Genomic DNA, 16,395 nt, shown 5'->3' on the forward strand with positions numbered 1-16,395 from the left:
CGAGAAACGAAGCGGTAGATCCAGCGTGGCAACACTGAGCGAGCTCCTGGCCGAACACACCGACCTACCCGGCACCGCCGTGGACCATCTGCAACGAGTGGTCGGCGATTGGCAGTTGCTCGCCGATCTGTCGTTCTCGGATCTGCTGCTGTGGGTGGGTGCGGGCCCGGTCGCCGACGGCGCCGACGTGGTGTGCGTGGCCCAGATCCGGCCGACCACGGCACCGACGGTGCACCTCGACGACAAGGTGGGCACCACCGCGTCGCGGACCGACTTCCCGCAGGTTTTCGACGCGCTGCTCGCCGGGGCCGCCGTACGCACCGACACCGAGGTGCGGGTGAGCGGCGCCGCGGACGCGAGCCCGGTGCACGCGGTGCGCGAGGCCATTCCGGTGCGCTGCGGGGAGGACGTGATCGCTGTGCTGAGCCGCGACGGCGATCTGCAGCGCTCCCGGGTGCGTTCCACCCTGGAGACGGCCTATGTGTCGGCCGCCGACGACCTGTGCCAGATGATCGCCGACGGCAGCTTCCCCACCCCGGAGGACCGGGCGGCCACCCATTCCAGCCCGCGCGCGGGTGACGGCTTCATCCGGCTCGATACCCAGGGCCAAGTGGTCTACGCCAGCCCGAACGCGCTGTCGGCCTATCACCGGATGGGTTTGCAAGCCGACTTGGTAGGCCAGGATCTCGCGGTGACGACGCGCTCACTCATCACCGACCCCTTCGACGCACAAGAGGTGGTCGCCGATATCCAGGCCGCGCTCGCGGGCCGCACGGGTCGCCGGATGGAGGTCGAGGCGCGGGGTGCCACGGTGTTGCTGCGCACCCTGGTGATGCGGCCGGGTGGGCAGCTGGCCGGGCCCGCGGTGCTGGTGCGCGATGTCACCGAGGTGAAGCGCCGCGACCGCGCCCTGCTCAGCAAGGACGCGACCATCCGTGAGATCCACCACCGGGTGAAGAACAATCTGCAGACCGTCGCGGCGCTGCTGCGGTTGCAGGCGCGTCGCACCGAGAACCCGGAAGCCCAAGTGGCACTGACGGAATCGGTGCGCCGGGTCACCTCGATCGCGTCGGTGCACGAGATGCTGTCGATGTCGGTGGACGAGGAAGTCGACCTCGACGAGGTCGTCGACCGGCTGTTGCCGATCATGGCCGACGTGGCCACGGTGCACACCGCACGCATCAAGGTGCGCCGCGCGGGCTCGCTCGGGGTCTTCTCGGCTGAGCGGGCGACGCCGCTGGTGATGGTGCTGACCGAACTGGTGCAGAACGCCATCGAGCACGCCTTCGACGCGGGGCAGAACGGTACCGTGACGATTCGGTCGGAGCGTTCGGCGCGCTGGCTCGACGTGATCATCAGTGACGACGGTCGTGGCCTGCCCACCGGCTTCAGCCTGGAGAGTTCCGACCGTCTCGGCCTGCAGATCGTGCGGACTCTCGTGACCTCGGAACTGGGCGGTTCCATCGGGTTGCACCCCGGTGCCGATGTCGGTACCGACGCGGTGCTGCGGGTTCCGCTCGGTCGCCGTTCCGCACGATAGAACTTCGAAAACTGTTGTAGGGCAACAATAAACCCGGCACCCATGGGTGCCGGGTTCTCACATGCGTTACCGGACCGGGGCTGCTGGCCCGGTAACGCCCGTCTTGTCTACCTAGACGGAGGTACGCGTACGGGTGCGCGCGTTGCGCCGCTTGAGCGCGCGACGCTCGTCTTCGCTCATTCCACCCCACACGCCGGCGTCCTGGCCCGACTTCAGGGCCCACGACAGGCAATCGGCGGTGACGGGGCAGCGGGCGCAGACCAGCTTGGCATCGGCAATCTGCGCGAGCGCAGGACCGCTGTTACCCACCGGGAAGAACAGCTCGGGGTCCTCATCGCGACAGATGGCCTTGTGGCGCCAGTCCATTCCTCTGCTCCTTTGCGCGGGCGCCACAAAGGGCACCTCTGGTTAGTGGATCGTTCACTTGTGCGACTCGAATGTTTCCGCACGGTTGCTTGTGAATGCTTTCACGATCACCGTAGATGTCAATAGGTCTGCGGCGCACCGTGGGGGAGATCACGCTCTAGGCTGCCCACATGGGGCACCTGCCCGGTCCTTTGTACTCGCGTCTCCGGGTTTTCGCAGCGCAACCCGGAGATTTTTTCGAGAGTTCCTTGCTCAGACGGGCTTCGGGGCTACCACATCGAGCACGCTCGGCACCGATGTGAAATGCACCATCTTGCGTTTTCCGATGAAGTCGCCATCGATTTGCAGGCCGATCTCACCGGGAGAATCGATGCGAACCGAATCGACATCGTCGATCCGAAACAGTGCGTCCGCCTTAGGGTTTCCATTATCGCTCAGCAACTGCCGGGCGAGCAACAGGGTGCGCGTCACACTCATCGACCCCATTGCGAACACCCCGAGGCCCGTTTCGAAGGTCGTACCGGGATTCGTACGAACCGGACGATCCTCCAGATAGGTCCACGGGCTCGAATTCGTGACGAAGGCGTAATACACCGACTCCACCGGATCGTGTCCCGGAACGGTAACGGTGACGCTCGGTTCATGCCTGCGCGCGCGGAAGAACTGCCGAACCGTCGTCCGCAGATAGCGCGCCGGAGTGGCCTTACGACCTTTCGCGCGGGCCGCGTCGATCGCCTCGCACACATCCGCGTCGAGGCCGACTCCGGCGCTGAATGTGAACCACCGGTCATCGGCCAGACCGAGCCCGATCCGGCGGTCCGCGTCGCGGCCGAGCAGATCGATGAGCTGGTTGGTAGCTGTCACCGGATCGGGGGAGATGCCGAGGGCGCGGGCGAACACATTGGCCGAGCCGCCGGGGATCACCCCGAGGCGGGGCCGCCACACCTGATCGTCTTCCACCTGGGGCAGCGGCAGGAACCCGTTGATGGTCTCGTTGACCGTCCCATCGCCGCCGTGCACGACGATCAGGTCCATCTCCTGGGTCGATGCCCACTGCGCCAGTTCGGCCGCGTGACCGCGATGCTGGGTGTGCGCAACGGTCAGCTGCGTCCGGCTCTCCAGGGCATGCGCGAGCAGGTCCCTGGTCGCCGGCGTGGTCGAGGTGGCATTCGGATTAACGATGAGCAGCGTCCGCACTGTATCCATCTTGCCGCGCCTGCGGCCCGGCGGGTTCGCGGCCCCTGGAGGGCCCGCCGGTCGGGCACCGCGGCTTGCTCCTTCGTCGCCTACGCCGCGGCACCTGACCGGCGGGCCGGGCCGCGAACGCCCCTCCCTAGGGGTCGGGGGTGCGGGGCCGGGGTCGTACGCTGGGCGCCGTGACGGAGCGCGACATGACCAAGGGTGACGAGCACGACCACGGCGGACGGGCCGACTCGGGCATTCCGACGACGGTGCGGGTGGCCGGTGCGATCGTCACCCTCGAGGGGCTGGCCGGTGTCGGCACGGCGGTCGTGCTGATCGTGCGGGCGCTCACCGGTCACGACCAGTCGGTGGCCAGTGGGGTCGGCACGGCCATGTGGTTCATCGCGTTGTTCGGCGGCGTGCTCGCGGCCGGGATCGCGCTGCTGCGCGGCAAGCGCTGGGGCCGGGCCATCGCGGTCATCGCACAGATCCTGTTGCTGCCGGTCGCCTGGTCGTTGCTGACCGACTCGCATCAGCCGGTGTACGGCACCCTGCTCGCCATCGTCGCGCTCGGCGGCCTGGCCGCCCTGTTCGCGCCCGCGTCGAGCCGGTGGATGGCGCAGGACTACGGCGAGCTGCCCGAGGAGCGTTAGCCGGTCTTCGCGCGCAGCGCCTGCCGGCACAGATGGTCGGCGGCGCGAGTCGTTTCCGGTTGCCGGTAATTCTTCGTGAGCGCGAGCACCTGAGCGCAGGCGGTGTCGAGGTCGACGAGATGCCCCACCGAGACGAACAGTGGTTTCACACCGTCCCTGGTGCGCAGTGCGCGGCCGACGATCCCGCCGTCGATCGTCACCGCACTGCTGTCACCGCGTCGCGGCCCGGGTTCGCCGTATTCGCCCCACACCGATTTGGCGACACCGATGGTCGGAATGCCCGTCAGCAATCCGACATGACAGGCGAGGCCGAATCGGCGCGGATGCGCCCGGCCCTGTGCGTCACACACGAGCAGATCCGGTGTGCGCGTGAGTTTTTCGAGGGCGGCGACGGTGGCGGGAAGTTCCCGGAAAGCGAGCAGGCCCGGCACGTAGGGAAATGTCGAAACACCGTATGCCACCGCCGTTTCCACGGTTTCCAAGGTATGCGCGTCGAGAATAACCGCCGCCGTGGCAACGGTGCCGTCCGCGGCGTAGGCGGAATCGATTCCGGCCACTGTCGAGAATTGCGGTGGCACAGGGTTTTCGGCGCGAACCAGCGGGCGTAGTCGATCTTGCAGTGCGACGGCGTCCTCGGGTGTGGCGGGCCAATCGTGCGGTAGAGCTATGCGCATCGGATATCACCGCACCGACGCGGCGAGCGCGGACAGTTCCTTTCCCGCGAGCCGATACCCGATCCATTCGTCTTGCGCTGTGGCACCGAGGGATCGGTAGAACTCGATCGACGGCGTGTTCCAGGTGAGCACCGACCACGACACCCGGCTGTAGCCGTGCGTGACCGCCTCGGCGGCCAGGGCCGCGACCAGGGCGCGACCGAGCCCCGTGCCGCGCGCTTCGGGGCGCACGTAGAGGTCCTCGAGGTAGATGCCGTGCACGCCGTCCCAGGTGGAGTAGTTCAGGAACCAGATCGCGCAGCCGACCACCTCGCCCTCGTGCTCGGCGACGTGGGCGAACACGGCGGGTGACGGCCCGAACAGGGCCGCGCTCAACTGCGCCTCGGTGAGTGTGCACGCCTGGGGAGCCTTCTCGTACTCGGCGAGATCGTGCACGAGCCCGACCATCGCGGGCACGTCGGTCGCGAGGGCGCGCCGCACGGTCAACGGAGGTCTCCTTCGGTGCGGTGAGTCAGGTTGTGTGCCCAGATCGTATGCGCCCCATGGTCGTAACCGAGAACGCTCACCGCGCCGGTCGACATCGCGAACCGCCGCCCCTCGCGCACCGCGAACTCGCCCCAGCGGGCGATCAGCACGCGGGAGAAGTGCCCGTGCCCCACCAGCACCACATCGCGGTCGGCCAGGGCAGGCTCGGCCCGGTCGAGGACGTGGTCGGCGCGGGCGCCCACCTGCTCGGCCGTCTCGCCGCCGGGCACCGGGTGGGTCCACACGGTCCAGCCGGGGACGGTCTCGCGGATCTCGGCGGTGGTGACGCCCTCGTAGTCGCCGTAATCCCATTCGACCAGTTCGTCGTCGACATGGATATCGGCGAGCCCGGCCAGTTCGGCGGTCTGGCGCGCACGCAGGCGCGGGCTGGTGAAGACGAGCGGATCACGCAGGTCGAGGGACTTCACGACCAGCCCGGCCGCGCGGGCCTGCGCCTCGCCGAGCTCGGTCAACGGCAGATCGGTGCGGCTGGTGTGCTTCCGTTGCGCGGACCACGTGGTTTCGCCGTGGCGGAGCAGGACCAAACGGGCGTCGGATGCGGGCATGGCTCCATCATGACAGCCCGGCGGGCTCAGCCGAGTGCGTAGAGCCTGCCACCGCGTCGTTCGAAAACGGTGTCGCCGAGCACCGCCGTGCTGATCGGGTCGCCGCTGTAATCGCTGCGCTGCACCGCGATCCGCGCAACGGTCGTTCCGGTGGCGAAATCCACCGCGAGCATGCCGTCGGCGACGGGGACCAGCAGTCTGCCCGCCATCGACGCCGGGGTACCGAGCGCGTCGCGCACCGTCCAGGTGGGCTGTAATGTGGCTGCGCTCAAGGCGATCAAGGTCTTGCCGGTGAACACGTAGATCGCCGAGCCGAGCCGGGTCACGGTGGTGCGGTCGGTCCACGGCTCGGCCAGCGCGGCGGAGGACACCTCGTTGCCGGTGCCGTCGTGCACGGCGATGCGGGCCGGTTGCGCGAGACCCGTCGCGGTGGCCGGGGCCGGCGGATAGTAGACGGCGATCTTGGCATCCGACACCGCGATCACCCGCACCTCGGCGGAGTCGGCGCCCGGTGCGGTGAGCAGGCGCGAGCCGTGTTCCTCGGGTGCGGTGGCTTCCTTCGGCGACGGGGCGAGCACCGTCAGCCGGGCCCCCGGATCGTCCGGACACCGTTCGATCACCGCCAGCCGCGACGAACTCGACGCCGCAGACCGCAGCTCACATCCGTTGCGCGGCTGGGTATTCGGGTTCACCGGCGCGTCCACGTAGCCGTACTCGAGCGTGCGCACCAGATCCGAACGCCACATCTCCAGCCGGTCGGCACCGAGGGCGAGCAGATAGGTGCCGTCGCCGGAAAGCCGGATGGCGTCGTCCATGTAACTGCTGCGGGCGATGCTGCGGGCACCGGTGTCCGCGTCGAGCATGGTGGTCTGGCTGCAACCACGCTGATCGCGGTAGGTCGCGATCACCGAACCCCACTGCGCCTCCACCCCGCACAGCGGCATGTCCCGCCGGTACCACCACCGCTGCTCACCGGTCACCGGATCGCGCCCGCTCACCGTGCCTTCGTTACCGGTGACAACCACATTCCCAGCGACGAGAGCCCGCGAACTCACCGAATCCGCCGCGTGCCACCGCTCGCGCAGCGTGCCGGGCAACTGGGTCGCGGCGACGACGGTCGGCGCCGGGGAGTCGGTGGTGACGGAATCGGTGCCGGTGGCGTCCGCGCGCGCCCACACGACAGCCGCCGCGACCAGACAGACAACGGCGATCGTTACGGCGGCGATGACATCGGCACGGGTACGCCGCTCCGGAACAACCACGCCAGCGACCCTAGCAGGGCCGCCTCTCCGGGAATTCTGGCCGGACTGAGGTGCGGTGAGGGTTGCGTCGGCGGCCAGACGAGGTAGCGGGTCACCCTAGCCCGTCCCCGGTGAGTTACCCATGTGCTCGCCTGCTGGTCCGGGACGGAATCGTGAGACCTTTGCCTGCGGCAAGGTGAGGTAGTGGGCACTTATGCCGGGTGAGTACGCGAACGGCCCGCCATCTGGTGATGACGGGCCGTTTCGGGTGGTGCTGGGTGCGGTCAGGCGTCGACGGTTACCTGAGTATCGGCGCTCGTGTCCGCGGGCTTGCGGCGACGGCGGCGGCGAGCGGGCTTGGGCTCGGCGTCGGAATCGGTCGCCTCGGCGGGGGTCGAATCGGTCGGAGCCGACTCGGTGGTGGCCGATTCGGTCGGCGTCGACTCGGTGGGCGCCGAGTCAGTGGCCGACTCGGTGGTCGCGTCGGTGCCCTCGGCAGACTTGCGGCGGCGGCGACGGCGGCGGGCCGGCTTGTCGCCTTCGGCGGTGTCGCTCGCGTCCGACGATTCCTCGGTGGTGGTCTCCGAAGCGGTCGTCTCGGCGGACTCGGCCTTGCCGCCACGGGTGCGACGGCGGCTGCGCGTGGTCTTGGGGCGCTCGGTGCGCTCCACGACGACCGCGTCCTCGTCGCGCTCCGGCTTCGGCTTGCGGACCACACCGGTGACGCCCTCGGGGATGCCGAGGTCGGAGTACAGGTGCGGCGACCGCGAGTACGTCTCGGCGGGGTCGGCCATGTTCAGGCCGAGCGCCTTGTTGATCGACTCCCAGCGGTGCAGCTCGTCCCAGTCGATCAGGGTGATCGCCACGCCGGTGCGGCCCGCGCGACCGGTGCGCCCGATGCGGTGGACGTAGGTCTTCTCGTCCTCGGGGCACTGGTAGTTGATGACGTGGGTGACGTCGTCGATATCGATACCGCGCGCGGCGACATCGGTGGCGACCAGCACGTCGATGGTGCCGTTGCGGAACTTGTTGAGCGCCTTCTCCCGGGCCACCTGGTTCAGGTCGCCGTGCACGGCGCCGACAGCGAACCCGCGCTCGGCCAGATCGTCGGCCACCTTCTGCGCGGTGCGCTTGGTGCGGGTGAAGATCATCGTCGCGCCGCGGGACTCGGCCTGCAGCACGCGGGCGACCAATTCGGCCTTGTCCATCGCGTGTGCGCGGTAGACGAACTGCTTCGTACGGTCGTGCACCGCGGAATCGTTGGCCAGCTCGGCGCGGATATGCGTCGGCTTGGTCAGGAAGGTGCGGGCGAGCGTGATGATCGGTCCGGGCATGGTCGCCGAGAACAGCATCGTCTGGCGCTTGTCGGGCACCATCGTGAGGATGCGCTCGATATCGGGCAGGAAGCCCAGGTCGAGCATCTCGTCGGCCTCGTCGAGGACGAGCACGCCGATCTTGCCGAGGATCAGATGGTTCTGGTTCGCCAGGTCCAATAGTCGGCCCGGGGTGCCGACGACCACGTCGACGCCCTTCTTCAGGTCGGCGATCTGGGACTCGTAGGGGCGGCCACCGTAGATGGCGGCGACCTTCAGCGGGCCCTGGTGGTTGGTCAGGTACTTGCTCGCGTTCTCCAGATCCTTGGTCACCTGGATGCACAGCTCGCGCGTGGGCACGATGACCAGCGCGCGCGGCGTGCCGTCCAGCGGGGTGGTCCCGGTGTCGGCGGTCGCGACGCGGTGCAGCAGCGGCACACCGAAACCGAAGGTTTTACCCATGCCGGTGCGGGCCTGGCCGATGAGATCCTCGCCGGCCAGTGCCAGCGGCAGGGTGAGTTCCTGAATCGCGAAGGTGCGTTCGATACCGATCTCACCGAGCGCGCGCACAATTTCGGAGCGCACCCCCAATTCGGCGAAAGACGGCGGCGTGTGGGTGTCGTCCAGTTCGGCCGTCAGCAGGGTGTCGGCCACACCGGGTTCCTGTTCGACAGTGATCTTGCTCAGGGTTCGTGCCTTCCTCGTCATTGCATCTCGCACGCACGAGGTGGGGCGGGCCGGTCGGCCCGCGACGACCACATATCCGCCTGTGATACTCGCCGGGCCAGCGCCGATCGCGTCTGCGTCATCGGCGCGGCACATCGGTGATACGGATTCGGTGCGCGCACATTTTCCTGGTCAACGCTGCCGGGTGGCGCTGTGCGCCGTGGTGTGACGCGCCCGCGAAGTGTGCCGGGGCTACGAAACTAGCGTTGTCCACAGTGATTGTAGCGTGATATTCTGCGCAATCCGAATTTCACGCCGCCGAGGCGTCGCGTGAAAATCGAAATCGTCGCCGGTCACGCCCGCATACGCGATGCGACGCAGCGCAATTCGCCGTTTCCGGTTTTCGCGCGTGTCGCGGATGTAATAGAGGTCACTGTAACCGGCGGTACCGGGATGTGAGACATTCTTGTCGTGAGCATCACCGACACCGTCACCACGGCCGCGCGCAACGCCTGGGCGCTGAGCTTCGGCGCGGGCATCGAGGCACCCGACCCGGCGCCCTCGACCGTGCTGTGGGACGAACCGCACCGCTTGTTGCGTCGCTACGATACCGAGAATGACTCGGCAGCAACCGATTCCGCGGTGCTGCTGATTCCGCCGCTCGCGGCGCCCGCCACCTGCTTCGACCTGCGCCCCGACCAGAGCCTGGTTCGCCACCTGGTGTCCACCGGCCGCCGCACCTACCTCATCGACTACGGCGAGATCGGCTTCGCCGACCGCCGGATGGGTTTCGAGGACTGGGTCACCGACATCCTGCCCGAGGCGATCCGCCGGGTCAGCGCCGATCGCGGTGGCGCGCCCGTCGACCTCGTCGGCTGGTCCATCGGCGGCATCTTCGCCCTGCTCACCACCGCCGCCAACGCCGATCTGCCGATCCGTTCGGTCACCGGATTCGGCCCGCCGCTCGATTACGACAAGATGCTCGGCATGCCGCAGGTGCGCGCGGTCGCCCGGATCACCGGCGGCAAAGCGGTCACCAACGTGGTGCGGGCCGTCGGCGGCATCCCCGCGCCACTGACCAAATTCGCCTACCGGGTCGCGGCGTTCGACCGCGAACTGGCGCGGCCCATGTTCATCGCGGGCAATATCGCGCGCACCGAGACGCTGGCCAGAATGGAATCCATCGACCGCTTCCAGGCCGCCATGCCCGGCTACCCCGGCCGCTTCTACGGGCAGCTGTGGGGCCGGTTCATCCTGGCCAACGACATCGGCAAGGGCAAGGTGCACCTGCGCGACCTCACCATCGACCTCGCCGATGTGCGGGTACCGGTGCTGCTGTTCGGCGGCACCGCCGACGTCATCACGCCGAAGGCCGCTGTCGAGGCGGGTTTGCGCACGCTCACCGGGTCGCCCTCGGTGACCTACGAGGTCGTTCCCGGCAGTCACCTCGGCATTCTCGCCGGACCACAGGCCCGCGACACCACCTGGACGCATCTGGACAAATTCCTGGCCGATCGCGACTGATCCGCGATCGCGACTACGATTGGCGGTCATGGGAGCCCAGACCTCAGCCGCGCCGGAAATTTTCTCGACCGCACCGCTGTCCGCCGATCACCCGGGGGTGACCGAGCTGTTCGCGGTCCTCGCCTACGGCGAGCTGTCCGCGTTCTACCGGCTCGCCGAGGAAGCCAAGCTCGCGCCGTCGGTACGCGGGCGGGTGGCGGTGGCCAAGATGGCGGCCGCGGAGCTGGCGCACTTCGAGGCCCTCGAGGCGGCGCTGAGCGCGCGCGGGGTCGACGCCGAGCGGGCGATGGACCAGTATCAGGGCGCGCTGGACTCCTACCACGCCTCCACCGACCCGTCGACGTGGCTCGAGTCGATGGTGAAGTTCTACGTGGGTGACGGCCTGGCCGCCGACTTCTACACCGAGATCGCCGGCGCGCTCCCCGCCGAGGTCGCCGATGTGGTGCGCGACGTGCTCGCCGAGACCGGGCACTCGCAGTTCGTGGTCGAGGAGGTCCGCAACGCGGTCACCGCCAGCCGGTCCGAGCGTGACCGGCTCACCCTGTGGGGTCGCAGACTGCTCGGTGAGGCCATCACCCAGGCGCAGTACGTGATGGCTCAGCGCGACGAACTCGCCGAACTGGTGCTGGCCGCCACGGGCGACCTCAACGGCATCGTCTCCCTGTTCGACCGCATGCAGGAGCGCCACGCCGCCCGCATGGCCCAACTAGGGCTCTAGCTGTTCCGCCTCCCCGAAACTTCTGGCCAGACTCAGGTACGTGGGGAGTTGTGGAGGCGGCAAGCTTTCTGGAGGTGGCTGGGTTAGCCCGTGGCCCGGTGAGTTACCCATGTGCTCACCCGTCTCCCCGCGACTTTTTGGCCGGACTCAGGTGTGGGGAGGCTTGCGTCGGCGGCCGGACTGGGCAATGGGTTGCCGTAGCTCGTGGCCGGTGAGTTACCCCATGTGCTTGCGTGGTCTGTCAGCCGTTTGCTGCCTGGGGGTGGATCAGGCGTAGTTCCGGTGCGCGAGCGGCGGTTTCGCGGGGGAGCCAGATGACGATCTGCTGATCGTTGTCAGCGGACAGCGTCTGCACGGTGAAGGTGAGGGTGCCCCGGCTCGGGTGTTCGAGGCCGAGCAGGGTCGGCAGGTTCTCGGCGAGGCGGTGTGGTTGCCAGCGGCGGGCGAATTCCGGTTCGGTGCTGAGGAATTCGATGGTGGAGGCGATGCTTTCGTCCTCGGGGCGGCGCAGTCTCGTGCGGGCCAGCTGATCGGCGAGCAGGTCGGCGTATTGCGGCCAGTCGGTGATGGTGGTGCGCGCCAGTGGGTGTCGGAACGCCCAGACCGCCAGGTTCACCTGCTCGGGATCGTCGAGCAGGCCGAGCGGGGCGACGAGGTCTTCCCAGGAGTCGTTCCACGCGAGCACATTCGCGCGCGGGCCCAGGGCGAAGGCGGGGGTGGGGGTGAGGGCGTCGAGGACGGCGGTGAGCGCGGGTGGCACCTGATCGAGCTTCGGGTCGAAAGCCGTACTGGGGCAGCGCGCTTCCTTGCTGGTGGTCAGTGCCAGCCAGCCGAAATGCGCGCGTTCGGTGTCGTTGAAGCGCAAGGCGGTGGCCAGCGCGTCGACCACGGCCGGGGAGGGGTTGCTGTCGCGGCCCTGCTCCAGCCGGGCCAGGTAGTCCGCGCTCACGCCTGCCAGCACCGCGACCTCCTCGCGGCGCAGTCCCGGTGTGCGCCGACGACCGCCGCCGGGCAGGCCGACGTCTTCGGGGCGCAGTTCCGCACGGCGGGCGATGAGCAGTTCGGCGAAGGTCGAGCGGGCTCCAAGCTGGTCGGGCATTGCTCCATCCTCCCTGGTCCTGGCTCCGACAGCCTGGCCCTGACAGGTCCAGGATAACGGCGGTCTGGTTAACGGACCACGGTCCGGTCAGGCTGGACGCATGACTTCTTCGACACAGACACAGCAGCTGAAGGCCGGATCCTGGGCGCTCGACCGCAGCCATTCCTCGGTCTCGTTCACCGTTCGCCACCTCGGCATCGCCAAGGTGCGCGGCGGCTTCACCCGGTTCGAGACCGAGTTCGTTGTCGACGAATCCGGTGCCGCCACCATCGGCGCGACCATCGACCTGGACTCCTTCGACACCGGCAACGCCGACCGCGACGCCCACGTGCGCAACGCCGACTTCCTCGACGTCGCCAACCGTCCCACCCTGAGCTTCCGCGCCACCGAACCGGTCCGCATCGCCGAGACCTTCACCGTCACCGGCGAGGCCACCCTCGGCACCGTCACCAAGCCGCTCACTCTCGAGGTGGAGTGGGGCGGCGTCGGCGACTTCCCCGACGGCTCGCGCCACGCCGGCTTCTCCGCGACCGGTGCCATCAAGCGCACCGATTTCGGTGTCGGCGGCCCCATGCCGGGCATGCTGTCGGACACGGTCAAGATCGAACTCGAGATCGAGCTCGTCGAGCCCTGATCCCCGGTCGTTCGCTCACAGCGCAGGCGGGTGTGTCACCGGGGCCCGACGGCTGCATTAGCCTGGAACTCGACAACACAGGACTCTTACGTTCGGAGGTTGGCCGTGGAGGTCAAGATCGGTATTTCGGATAGCCCTCGGGAGCTCGTCATCAACAGCTCGCAGAGCCCTGACGAGATCGAGGCGCTGGTGACCGATGCCCTCAGCGGCTCCGGTGGCGTCGTCAAGCTCACCGACGACAAGAACCGCAAGTTCCTGATCCAGGCCGCGAAGGTCGCCTACGTGGAAATCGGTTCCCCGGCCGTCGGCCGCGTCGGCTTCGCCACGGTGTAAGACGCAGCAAACGAAACGACCCGCCATCACTGGGATGGCGGGTCGTTTTTCGTCTGCGCTCTAGCGGTCGCCCGACAAGCGGAACGGCACGTGCTTCAGGCCGCCCCACGCCAGGGCGACGGTGGTGTCGACCGCTTCGTCCTTGGGGACCGGGCGGTCGGCCTCGAGCCAGTAGCGCGCCGAGAACTGGCTCGCGCCGACCAGGCCGACGGCCAGGATGCGCGCCCGGTACGGGTCGAGACCGGAGTCGTGGGCGACCAGGTCGAACACCGCGTCGACGCAGGCCTCGGTGGCCTGTTCCACCCGGCGCTGCACCTGCGGTTCGCTGGTGAGGTCGGACTCGAAGACGAGGCGGAAGCCTTGCATCTCGTTGTCGACGAAGTCGAAGTAGGCGGCGACAGCGGCGCGCACACGCTGCTTGTTGTCGGTGGTGGAGCGCAGCGCCTGACGCACGCTCGACACCAGGATGTCCACATAGTTCTGCAGAACCGCCAGATACAGTTCCAGCTTGCTCGCGAAGTGCTGGTAGAGCACCGGCTTGCTGACACCGGCCACCTGCGAGATCTCGTCCATGCCCGCGGCGTGGTAGCCACGCTGGACGAATACCTCGCTCGCCGCGAGGAGCAGTTGCTGACGCCGCTCGTCACGAGGCAGGCGGGTGCCGCGCTTTGCCGGGACCGTCTCCGGCACCGATCGGCGCGAGGTCATGCGGTCCACGAGGTCAGTCATCTCGGCTCTCTTTGTCGACTACACCAGGCAGGCGAATGTGCGCCCGATGTCCCACGAACGATACTCGCTCAGTGTTCCCCCAGAGTTTCGCCCTGGGAATGTAGTACCAGGCGGGGACGTTCGCCGGGCCGTAACCGGCGGATCTTCCCCGGCCGCCCGCATCACCGATTTGGCCCCTGTGAGAATCTGGTGTGGTGACCGACCGCCCGGAACGACCATCCGGCGGCGGGCGCGATGTCGCTCGCCCCACGCAAACCACCGAGTCCGGTTCAGTGACTTCGGAGTCAGAAGGGCGGGAACTGCAGGTCTACGACCCCCTCGGGCTGTGTAAACCGGCCGACCGATCGCGTCAGCCCCTCCGCGCACGCTGGGATCCCACCGAGTCCGACACGGGCAGGCCGCGCAGCCCGCAACGCGACGCCAAGAAGCAGAGCGCGATGGGCCGCTTCGTCTCCACCTACGGGTGGCGCGCCTACGCGTTGCCGGTGTTGCTGGCGGTGACGGTGTTCGTGATCGTCGACGCCCTGCGCACCGGGGCCGCGCCCGCACCGGCGGACCCGGGGTTCGGGGCATTGAGCCCGAACGTCGCCCAGTCCGGCATCATCGGCGCGCCGCCCGGCGACGGGAAGTTCCCCGCCGATCTGCCGCTCGGCGCGCTCCCCGAGGGTGGCGCGTTCGTCGAGCGCGGTGCGGGCACCTGGCATGTGGTGCCGGGCGCGGGCCCACAGGTCGGGGCGGGCACCGAGCGGGTGTTCCGCTACACCGTCGAGGTGGAGGACGGCATCGACACCTCGGCCTACGGTGGTGACGTGGCCGTGGCCAAGATGGTGGAGACCACCCTGGCCAACCCCAAGAGCTGGACCAAGGACCCCAAGTTCGGGTTCCAGCGCATCGACGTCGGTGAACCCGACTTCCGGCTCTCGCTCACCTCCCGCGAAAGCACCCGCGCCGCTTGTGGATTCGAGATCCCCATCGACTCGTCGTGTTACAACGCGAGCATCGACCGGGTGGTGCTGTCGGAGGCCCGCTGGGTGCGCGGCGCGCTCGCCTTCGACGGCGACATCGGTTCCTACCGGCAGTACCTCGTCAACCATGAGGTCGGCCACGCCATCGGCTACCACGGCCACCAGCCGTGCGAGACCGAGGGTGGCCTGGCGCCGATCATGATGCAGCAGACCTTCGGCACCAAGAACAACGACATCGCCCTGCTCGACCCGCACGGCGTGGTCCCCCCCGACGGCAAGACCTGCCGCTTCAATCCCTGGCCGTACCCGCGCGGCTGAGAGCTCCGCCGGTGCGAGACCATGGGCGGGAAGAACACGGCGTCGGACGGTGTTGCAGATACACACGGCCTGCGGCGCCAGCCGCCAAAAACACAGGAGTTCCGAAGGTGTCTTTCAACGGGTCCCTGCCGCCGCTCGTCGAGCCTGCGGCGGAACTGACCAAAGATGAGGTCGCGCGGTACAGCCGCCACCTGATCATCCCCGATCTCGGTGTCGACGGTCAGAAACGGTTGAAGAACGCCAAGGTGCTCGTGATCGGCGCGGGCGGTCTCGGGTCGCCCGCCCTGCTGTATCTGGCCGCCGCGGGCGTCGGCACGCTCGGGATCGTCGAGTTCGACGAGGTCGACATGTCGAACCTGCAGCGCCAGGTCATCCACGGCGAGTCCGACATCGGCCGGTCCAAGGCCGACAGCGCCCGCGATTCGATCCTCGAGATCAATTCGGGAATCGACGTGCGGCTGCACAAGATCCGCCTCGAACCCGACAACGCCGTCGAGCTGTTCGGCGAGTACGACCTGATCGTCGACGGCACCGACAACTTCGCCACCCGTTACCTCGTCAACGACGCCGCTGTCCTCGCGGGCAAGCCCTACGTGTGGGGCTCGATCTACCGCTTCGAGGGCCAGGTGTCGGTGTTCTGGGAGGACGCACCCGACGGCCGTGGCATCAACTACCGCGACCTGTACCCGGAGGCCCCGCCGCCGGGCATGGTCCCGTCCTGCGCCGAAGGCGGCGTGCTCGGCGTGCTGTGCGCGTCGATCGGTTCGGTGATGGTGACCGAGGCGATCAAGCTCATCACCGGCATCGGTGAGACGCTGCTGGGCCGCCTGATGGTCTACGACGCACTGGACATGAACTACCGCACCATCAAACTGCGCCGCGATCCGGAACGTCAGCCGATCACCGAACTGATCGACTACGAGGTGTTCTGCGGTGTGGTGTCGGAGGAGGGCCAGGCCGCCGCCGCCGGGTCGACCGTCACCGCCGCCGAGCTGAAGGACATGCTCGACGCCGACAAGGTCGAACTCATCGACGTGCGTGAGCCGGTGGAGTGGGACATCGTGCACATCGACGGTGCGACGCTGATCCCCAAGGACCGCATCCTCTCCGGTGAGGCACTCTCGGAGCTGCCGCAGAACAAGCCGATCGTGTTGCACTGCAAGACCGGGATCCGCTCGGCCGAGGCGCTGGCCGCGCTCAAGCGCGCCGGTTTCGCCGACGCCACGCACCTGCAGGGTGGCGTGGTCGCGTGGGCCAAACAGGTCGATCCGTCGCTGCCCGTGTACTGATCCGTACCGGTCCGCCGTTGATTGCGGGGAGGTCGCAATGGGGTCGCGTGCCAGCGTGCC

17 protein-coding genes are annotated in these 16,395 nt (G+C 68.2%); 8 read left to right on the top strand and 9 right to left on the bottom strand.

The window, feature by feature from the left end; all coding sequences use genetic code 11:
• Positions 1-25 precede the first annotated feature (25 nt).
• The gene (locus NI2_RS15795; RefSeq protein ID WP_067491462.1) at positions 26-1,540 is read left to right on the top strand and encodes a sensor histidine kinase; all 1,515 of its coding nucleotides are present in this window, start codon (positions 26-28) and stop codon (positions 1,538-1,540) included.
• 111 nt (positions 1,541-1,651) lie between these two features.
• On the opposite strand, the gene NI2_RS15800 is transcribed toward NI2_RS15795, so the two are convergent.
• Positions 1,652-1,906, bottom strand: coding sequence for a WhiB family transcriptional regulator (locus NI2_RS15800; protein WP_022567051.1), 255 nt, complete (start codon positions 1,904-1,906; stop codon positions 1,652-1,654).
• Between the two features lie 252 nt (positions 1,907-2,158).
• A complete protein-coding gene (locus NI2_RS15805; protein WP_067491720.1) occupies positions 2,159-3,103 on the bottom strand; it encodes a diacylglycerol/lipid kinase family protein in 945 nt (314 codons plus the stop codon).
• A 194-nt stretch (positions 3,104-3,297) separates the two neighbouring features.
• On the opposite strand from NI2_RS15805, the gene NI2_RS15810 reads away from it, so the two are divergent.
• Positions 3,298-3,741, top strand: a complete 444-nt coding sequence (locus NI2_RS15810; protein WP_067491722.1) for a hypothetical protein — start codon at positions 3,298-3,300, stop codon at positions 3,739-3,741.
• Here NI2_RS15810 and NI2_RS15815 read toward each other — a convergent pair.
• The 5 genes from NI2_RS15815 to NI2_RS15835 form a co-directional block, all read right to left on the bottom strand.
• Entirely contained in the window at positions 3,738-4,415 is a 678-nt protein-coding gene (locus NI2_RS15815; protein ID WP_067491464.1) for an endonuclease V, read from the bottom strand. The two genes, NI2_RS15810 and NI2_RS15815, sit on opposite strands and share 4 nt — an antisense overlap.
• Before the next feature lie 6 nt (positions 4,416-4,421).
• Complete coding sequence (locus tag NI2_RS15820) at positions 4,422-4,862, bottom strand: GNAT family N-acetyltransferase (RefSeq protein WP_067491723.1); 441 nt, start codon at positions 4,860-4,862, stop codon at positions 4,422-4,424.
• A 35-nt stretch (positions 4,863-4,897) separates the two neighbouring features.
• Positions 4,898-5,506, bottom strand: coding sequence for an acid phosphatase (locus NI2_RS15825; protein WP_067491465.1), 609 nt, complete (start codon positions 5,504-5,506; stop codon positions 4,898-4,900).
• 26 nt (positions 5,507-5,532) lie between these two features.
• Positions 5,533-6,768 (bottom strand): Rv3212 family protein, encoded by a 1,236-nt coding sequence (locus NI2_RS15830; RefSeq protein WP_067491473.1) that lies wholly within the window; start codon positions 6,766-6,768, stop codon positions 5,533-5,535.
• Between the two features lie 263 nt (positions 6,769-7,031).
• Positions 7,032-8,768, bottom strand: coding sequence for a DEAD/DEAH box helicase (locus NI2_RS15835; RefSeq protein ID WP_067491475.1), 1,737 nt, complete (start codon positions 8,766-8,768; stop codon positions 7,032-7,034).
• A 429-nt stretch (positions 8,769-9,197) separates the two neighbouring features.
• On the opposite strand from NI2_RS15835, the gene NI2_RS15840 reads away from it, so the two are divergent.
• Together NI2_RS15840 and NI2_RS15845 are read left to right on the top strand one after the other, a co-directional pair.
• Complete coding sequence (locus NI2_RS15840) at positions 9,198-10,250, top strand: alpha/beta fold hydrolase (RefSeq protein WP_084476450.1); 1,053 nt, start codon at positions 9,198-9,200, stop codon at positions 10,248-10,250.
• A gap of 28 nt (positions 10,251-10,278) precedes the next feature.
• Positions 10,279-10,968: a ferritin-like fold-containing protein gene (locus NI2_RS15845; RefSeq protein ID WP_067491477.1), complete on the top strand. Its 690-nt coding sequence runs from the start codon at positions 10,279-10,281 to the stop codon at positions 10,966-10,968.
• Between the two features lie 241 nt (positions 10,969-11,209).
• Here NI2_RS15845 and NI2_RS15850 read toward each other — a convergent pair whose 3' ends face one another.
• Entirely contained in the window at positions 11,210-12,067 is an 858-nt protein-coding gene (locus tag NI2_RS15850; protein ID WP_067491478.1) for a helix-turn-helix transcriptional regulator, read from the bottom strand.
• A 100-nt stretch (positions 12,068-12,167) separates the two neighbouring features.
• Here NI2_RS15850 and NI2_RS15855 point away from each other — a divergent pair, with 100 nt between their 5' ends.
• Both NI2_RS15855 and NI2_RS15860 read left to right on the top strand, forming a co-directional pair.
• Positions 12,168-12,701, top strand: a complete 534-nt coding sequence (locus NI2_RS15855) for a YceI family protein (protein ID WP_067491480.1) — start codon at positions 12,168-12,170, stop codon at positions 12,699-12,701.
• Positions 12,702-12,806: 105 nt separating this feature from the next.
• Positions 12,807-13,034, top strand: coding sequence for a DUF3107 domain-containing protein (locus NI2_RS15860; RefSeq protein WP_067491482.1), 228 nt, complete (start codon positions 12,807-12,809; stop codon positions 13,032-13,034).
• Between the two features lie 60 nt (positions 13,035-13,094).
• Here the strand turns inward: NI2_RS15860 and fasR are convergent, their stop codons facing one another.
• Positions 13,095-13,763 (bottom strand): HTH-type transcriptional activator FasR, encoded by a 669-nt coding sequence (fasR, locus tag NI2_RS15865; RefSeq protein WP_067491484.1) that lies wholly within the window; start codon positions 13,761-13,763, stop codon positions 13,095-13,097.
• Positions 13,764-13,957: 194 nt separating this feature from the next.
• On the opposite strand from fasR, the gene NI2_RS15870 reads away from it, so the two are divergent.
• The gene (locus NI2_RS15870) at positions 13,958-15,046 is read left to right on the top strand and encodes a DUF3152 domain-containing protein (protein WP_443093643.1); all 1,089 of its coding nucleotides are present in this window, start codon (positions 13,958-13,960) and stop codon (positions 15,044-15,046) included.
• Positions 15,047-15,153: 107 nt separating this feature from the next.
• Entirely contained in the window at positions 15,154-16,335 is a 1,182-nt protein-coding gene (gene moeZ, locus NI2_RS15875) for an adenylyltransferase/sulfurtransferase MoeZ (protein WP_067491485.1), read from the top strand.
• Positions 16,336-16,395: the final 60 nt, after the last annotated feature.

The organism is Nocardia ignorata NBRC 108230 (genome assembly GCF_001612905.1).
GTDB classification, from domain to species: domain Bacteria; phylum Actinomycetota; class Actinomycetes; order Mycobacteriales; family Mycobacteriaceae; genus Nocardia; species Nocardia ignorata.

What these genes read in the sequence shown, in the direction of transcription:
- NI2_RS15800 (WP_022567051.1), bottom strand. Translation starts at nt 1,906, where the DNA reads ATGGACTGGCGCCACAAGGCCATCTGTCGCGATGAGGACCCCGAGCTG.
- NI2_RS15810 (WP_067491722.1), top strand. Translation starts at nt 3,298, where the DNA reads ATGACCAAGGGTGACGAGCACGACCACGGCGGACGGGCCGACTCGGGC.
- NI2_RS15815 (WP_067491464.1), bottom strand. Translation starts at nt 4,415, where the DNA reads ATGCGCATAGCTCTACCGCACGATTGGCCCGCCACACCCGAGGACGCC.
- NI2_RS15820 (WP_067491723.1), bottom strand. Translation starts at nt 4,862, where the DNA reads ATGGTCGGGCTCGTGCACGATCTCGCCGAGTACGAGAAGGCTCCCCAG.
- NI2_RS15825 (WP_067491465.1), bottom strand. Translation starts at nt 5,506, where the DNA reads ATGCCCGCATCCGACGCCCGTTTGGTCCTGCTCCGCCACGGCGAAACC.
- NI2_RS15835 (WP_067491475.1), bottom strand. Translation starts at nt 8,768, where the DNA reads ATGACGAGGAAGGCACGAACCCTGAGCAAGATCACTGTCGAACAGGAA.
- NI2_RS15845 (WP_067491477.1), top strand. Translation starts at nt 10,279, where the DNA reads ATGGGAGCCCAGACCTCAGCCGCGCCGGAAATTTTCTCGACCGCACCG.
- NI2_RS15850 (WP_067491478.1), bottom strand. Translation starts at nt 12,067, where the DNA reads ATGCCCGACCAGCTTGGAGCCCGCTCGACCTTCGCCGAACTGCTCATC.
- NI2_RS15855 (WP_067491480.1), top strand. Translation starts at nt 12,168, where the DNA reads ATGACTTCTTCGACACAGACACAGCAGCTGAAGGCCGGATCCTGGGCG.
- fasR (WP_067491484.1), bottom strand. Translation starts at nt 13,763, where the DNA reads ATGACTGACCTCGTGGACCGCATGACCTCGCGCCGATCGGTGCCGGAG.